A 5,545-nucleotide genomic window follows, 5' to 3' on the forward strand; every position below is an offset into this window, starting at 1 on the left:
CCATTACCTTGGTGAGATCGACGGCATTGATCAACAGCTCGTCATGGAAACGCCCCGGGTTGTCGTTGCGCCGGTGAATTCTCCCCTCACCGGAAAGAGCGAGATCCATGTCGCCGAGACCACCGAGTACTCGTGGCTTCGCATGACCAGTTCGGACGACCGGTTCACGGACTGGATCGGGCCCTGCACGTCGCGGCGCAGAGGGCCTGCCGTGACTGCGTTGGAATCCGTTCCGATGGCTGTGGCGACCACTGGACTCCTGGGCTTGCACGGCGCCGTCGCGCAGCGATTCTTTCCGCATCCGGACGTGTGTTTCGTACCAATCGACGACATGTCGCCCGTGTCAGTTGCACTGGCCACCCGCTGCGATGACGATCGAATGGCCATACATGCATTCCGGAAAGCCGCATGCATACTGGCCGGCCCCGGTGGCGATCTTCTGAGCCCCTCTTAGAACGTGTCTGGCAGAGAAGGGGTTGTGTGGCCGTTGCCGGTTGCCAGGCCCGGTGCCCGCGGGTGGTGCTGCGAGACGGCGCGCCATTAGTCCGAAGTTAAGGCTGTTGATGTGGGCGAATTACCGGGTTGAGCTGGGGATTCGCGGGTTTTGGTGGGTGGTTGTTCTGGCTACGCGGCGATGGTGAGTGGGATGGGGGCGTCGATGAGGTCGAAGGCGCTGCGCTGGGTGGGGGTGGCGTCGGTGAGCTTGTCGATTTCGATGTCGGTGTCGTGGTAGCGGATCCGGTCGCGGGTGAGGGTGGCCAGGTGGTCGAGCAGGTCGCGGAAGCCGCGCACTGGGTTGCCGGCTGCGTCGTGTTTGGTGGAGGCCTTGGCTTGGGCGGCTGCGGAACGCTGCGCGGGCGCGACGGGGTTGTCCCGGGTCGGCGGTGTGTGGTCGGTGAACGTCAGTGGCGCCCAGGCTTTGCGCAGGTGCCAGATGAGGTAGCAGGCGAGCATGCAGATCAGCACGTGTGCTTTGACCCGGTCCTCGAGGCGGTGATGGATCGGACGCAGATCCAGGTCGTCGGATTTGATGATGCGAAAGTCGCGTTCGATGTTGGCGAGGTTCTTGTAGCTCTCGACCACGGCGGCGGGGTCGAGCACCTCGGTGTTGACGCTGGTGCGTAGCACGTAGATGCCGTCGAGGGCGGCTTGGGCGTCGATGGCGGCCTGGTCGCGGTGGTAGGTGAACCCGGTGTCGGTGATGGTGAGGTGGAAGAGTTTGGCCACTTTGAACTTTCCGCTGACCTTGCCGACCGCGATACCGATCTTGTCAGCGCCGCACAGGGTGGCTTTGGTGACGCGCTCGGCGATGCGGGCCAGTTCCTTTTCGGTCGCCGCCAGCAGGTCTTGGCGTTTGCGGGCGCGTTCGGCGGCTAGGGCGGGGTTGCGGCAGGCGATCAGCCGTTCGCCGGGGTAGTCGGGGTGGGTGATCTCGGCCAGATCCTGGGTGTCGAACAGGCTCATCTGCAGCGGCCCGTCGTCGCGGGCGAGTTTGGCGATCGCGGGTGCGCGTAGCGCGGTGATCCAGCCGAAATCGGTGGGAGTGTCGGGGTTGTTGTTGAGTTCGCGCAGCCCCTCGATGCGGGCGGTGGTGATCATGCCGCGATCGCCGACCAGCACAAGTTTGTCGATGTGAAGCTTGTCTTTGACGACTTTGACGATCTCGGTGAACGATTGCGGGTCGGCGGTGTTGCCGGAAAACACCCGTACCGCAACCGGGCGTCCTTGCGGGTCGGTGAGCACCCCGTATTCAATCTGCTCGCAGCCCTTCTTCCCGTCGCGGGAGTAGCCGCGCGCGGCCAGCTCGCAGCATCGGCCGGTCACCCACGAGCTGGTTAGATCGAACAGCGCTATCCGGCTCGGGTTCACCTGCGGGGCAAGGTGTTTGGCGGCCAGTTTGCGCTCGATCGCATCTTGACGGCCGGCCAGCCAGTCCATCGCAGCGTAGATCTCGTCGGTGGAAGCACCCGCCACGCCCAGATCCACACCGAGGGTGCAATCACCCCACCGCGACAGGGTGGACAGCTTGGATGCCGGGCGGATCACCCGCGAGATGATCAACGCCAACACCAAATCCCGCGACCGACCCGCCGGGCCCAGTAGCGCAGGAAACCCGAGTCGATGCGCCATCGCCGACACCGCGGCCACATGCCCGTGCGGCAGCGAGCGGGTCTTGGTGAACTCGCTGCCGGCTGCGATCAGTGGCTGACCCTTCAGGCTCGCCTCGATCGCGGTGACCGCAGCCGCCGGCAGCATCGACAGGTTGGCCACCGTTTCGTTGCGCACCTTGTCCCCGTCGCGGTAGGTGCGGCGCAGATACACCGACTCGTAGTCGCGCGGCCGGCCCTGCTTATCCACATGCGACCGTCGAACTCTGACTACGTGTACCTTTCCACTGCCCCGCGGCATACTCAGCAGTATAGCCGATCACAGCGTAACCCTCTGACACGACACGCCACTATTTTGACTACGTTCTCAAGTAAAATCGACCGCTATTTCGCATGTCAATGCCGCAAAAAGACCTCAGAAGCTGCCGTAACTTCGGATTAGTGTAATCATCGCACTTGATCAGCGCTTCCGAATGCGCGGGCATCCGTTCGTCGTCGCGGTCGAAATGGCGCCAGCGGTCGAGGCGGAAAAGGGTTCGTTCTACCACTCAGCGACGGGGCAGGACTTCGAAGGTGTGCTGCCCCTAGGGTTTTCGGGCGATCTCCCGCAGGATCCGGTAGGGCCGCTTGACACCCAGGCGATGCGCCGGTCGGCGTAAGCGCCGTCTGCCAGACCGGCGCTATAGGAGGCACGGCCGTGCGCGCGTGGCTGAGGATTCGGTGTCCGCTGTCGCGGTCTACCGTGCTGGCAGCGGTGACCAGCACCACGATCAAAAGCTCTAGGGTGTCGACGACGTGGCGCGTGCGGCCGTTGACCTTCTTGCCGGCGTCATAGCCGCGGCTGCCGGCGCCGACGGTGTTGATCCCCCCTTGACCGACTGGTCCCGAATTCCCATGCGCACAAACAGCCACACCAGCAACACACGCCACATCAGTCACGAAAGTGCTCATCCACACCAAACGCATGTTGTCAGGCATCCAAAAGCACCGCCGCCAAGCTGGGTGCAACCACACGGATCATTTCGTTCTTCGGCAATGATAGTGGGCCGCATCACGCATAAGCATAACTGTGCCAGCCATCACAAAGTGGTTGGCGCAACTGCTGCAACGATGTGGAGAAGGTGTCGTGTCAAACAAGCGCATATTGATCACGAACGGCTACGTGATCACCATGGATCCCGAGTTCGGCGACCTGCCGAGTGGCGATGTACTAATCGACGACGGGAAGATTGCTCAGGTCGCGCCTTCGATCGAGGCGGCCGATTGCGAGGTGATCGACGCCGCCCGCAACTTGGTTATCCCCGGCCTGGTCGATACACATCGCCACACCTGGCAGTCCCTGGTTCGCGGCATTTGCGCCGACTGGACACTTGGTGACTACTACTTCGGCATCCGGTTGGGGATCTCGCCGGTGTTCACTCCCGACAATCTGCGTCTGGGACAGCGGGTTGGCAGCCTCGATGCGATCAACAGTGGGGTCACCTCGATCCTGGATTTTTCGCATTGCAACAACACTCCCGACCACAGTGACGCCGCGGTTGAAGGCCTACAAGACAGCGGAATCCGGGCCGTCCACTGTCACGGATTCTTCGAAAGCAGCCCGGCAGCAACACAATTCGGGTCACACCAGGATCGACTCGATGACTACCACCGCATCGTAGACACCTACTTTCGCGATCCGCGTGCACGTGTGACCGCAGGGGTCTCGCTGAGTGAGCCGCTCGGATTGCCATGGCAACAGACGCTGAACGAGCTCGACATCGCACGCCAACACTCGGCGCTAATCGTCAACCACACCGGGTGCGTGTGGGGCAGTCCGCTGACATTCGGCATTCCGGAACTCGACGCCTGCGGACTGCTCGGACCCGACATCGTTCATGTGCACTGCAACTCGTTGACCGAAGAAGAGTGGACCATCCTGGCGCGCAGTGGCGGCAAGGTGTCAATCTCGGTCGAGACAGAGCTCAACATGGGTATGGGCCGTCCGGTATTCGATGCATGCCGGCGCCATGGAATCGCGCCAACGCTGTCCGCCGATGTGATTAGCCTCAACAGCGGCGATATGTGGCATCAGATGCGATTCGGCCTTGGTTTCGCCAGGTGGGATGCTACGCACGAGCTCAATCTCGGTGGGGCGATGCCGGAGAAGGTCGTCAGCACTGCGCGGGAGGCATTCCAATGGTGCACGGTCAACGGGGCAGCCGCACTCGGCCTGGGTAATCGGATCGGTTCGCTTACTCCCGGAAAGCAGGCCGACGTCGTGATCGTCGGGGGCGGTTCCTTTGAACAGCATCCGCGGATCGATCCCTACGGAACACTGGTTTTCCAGACGACCGTCCACGATGTCCGCACAGTTCTGATCGACGGCAAGATCCTCAAGCGGGATGGTGTGCTGGTCGGCGTCGATACCGCCGATCTGCAGCGGCAGGCGGAGAGCGCGGCGGAAGGCATCCTCGCCCGTGTCACCGATGCGGGCGTCGAGTTGCCTGGAACCCCACATGGCGCCTGGGAGGCGATCAAGCCTGCGGCGTTGGAGTTTCTTGAGCAGGCACAGCAGGCTGCGGCAACTGCCAAAGCTGCACGGTGACCACGTGATCGAGCAATTAGACCGAACCGATCCGATCGGGGCGATCGACCGCTCGTCGGCGCGTAACTCCAACCGAGGCCGATGGGGCGATGACGATGTGATCGGCACGATGAATCTGGTGACCGATGAATGTCGTCGGCGAGCCGCCGGATTGGTCCGGCAGGGGCGGGCGCTGTCATTGTCGCAGCAGTTCGACTTAAACGGTCCACAGAACGGCTGGCGCGGGCGCACCAACCCGGTGCGCACGATGCTGACCTCTGGACTCGATGCCAATCACTCAGATCAGGGTTTTCCACACGGTCTCGGTGGCGCCGACGATGTGGTGTTCATGCCGTTGCAGGCATCCACCCAGTGGGACGGCCTTGGGCACATCTTCGATCGGGGGTTCGCCTACAACGGGCGTCGGGCCGACTCCGTGGTTACCAGTGACGGAGATCAGATGACCGGCATCGAGACTGTTGCTGATCGCATGGTCGGGCGTGCTGTGCTGCTCGACATCGGGAAGGTGGTCGGAGAAGGGGAACTCGGCGATGGCTTCGCGATCACCGTCGAGCACATCGAGGAAACCATCGCCGACCACGGTCCGACTGCTGAAGTGTCGGCGGGTGATTTTCTAGTGGTGCGTACCGGGCAGCTGACGCGGGCGCGTCGAGATGTGACTGACGGCCGGGGATGGGGTGAATATGCCGGTGGGCCGGCGCCGGGGATGTCATTCACCACCATCGACTGGATTCACGATCATGACATCGCAGGAATCGCGACCGACACCTGGGGTGTTGAAGTTCGCCCCAACGAGTTCGACGCGGCATTCCAGCCTTTTCACCAGGTGGTCATCCCGCATCTGGGGTTG

At 62.7% G+C, this 5,545-nt stretch carries 5 protein-coding genes; 4 read left to right on the plus strand and 1 reads right to left on the minus strand.

What is annotated here, in order from left to right; all coding sequences use genetic code 11:
• The first annotated feature begins 25 nt into the window (after window positions 1-25).
• Window positions 26-454: a LysR substrate-binding domain-containing protein gene (locus AC2VOU_RS01950; RefSeq protein WP_486955848.1), complete on the plus strand. Its 429-nt coding sequence runs from the start codon at window positions 26-28 to the stop codon at window positions 452-454.
• 170 nt (window positions 455-624) lie between these two features.
• Here AC2VOU_RS01950 and AC2VOU_RS01955 read toward each other — a convergent pair whose 3' ends face one another.
• The gene (locus AC2VOU_RS01955) at window positions 625-2,409 is read right to left on the minus strand and encodes an IS1634 family transposase (RefSeq protein ID WP_486955844.1); all 1,785 of its coding nucleotides are present in this window, start codon (window positions 2,407-2,409) and stop codon (window positions 625-627) included.
• Between the two features lie 172 nt (window positions 2,410-2,581).
• Between AC2VOU_RS01955 and AC2VOU_RS01960 the strand changes: the two genes are divergently transcribed.
• From AC2VOU_RS01960 to AC2VOU_RS01970, 3 genes are all read left to right on the plus strand, one after another.
• Window positions 2,582-2,767 (plus strand): hypothetical protein, encoded by a 186-nt coding sequence (locus tag AC2VOU_RS01960; RefSeq protein ID WP_486955845.1) that lies wholly within the window; start codon window positions 2,582-2,584, stop codon window positions 2,765-2,767.
• 467 nt (window positions 2,768-3,234) lie between these two features.
• The gene (locus AC2VOU_RS01965) at window positions 3,235-4,695 is read left to right on the plus strand and encodes an amidohydrolase family protein (RefSeq protein ID WP_486955846.1); all 1,461 of its coding nucleotides are present in this window, start codon (window positions 3,235-3,237) and stop codon (window positions 4,693-4,695) included.
• A gap of 4 nt (window positions 4,696-4,699) precedes the next feature.
• A partial coding sequence (locus tag AC2VOU_RS01970; RefSeq protein WP_486955847.1) for a cyclase family protein occupies window positions 4,700-5,545 on the plus strand: 846 nt, incomplete at its 3' end.

It is taken from the genome of Mycobacterium sp. TH-M25, from assembly GCF_057473665.1.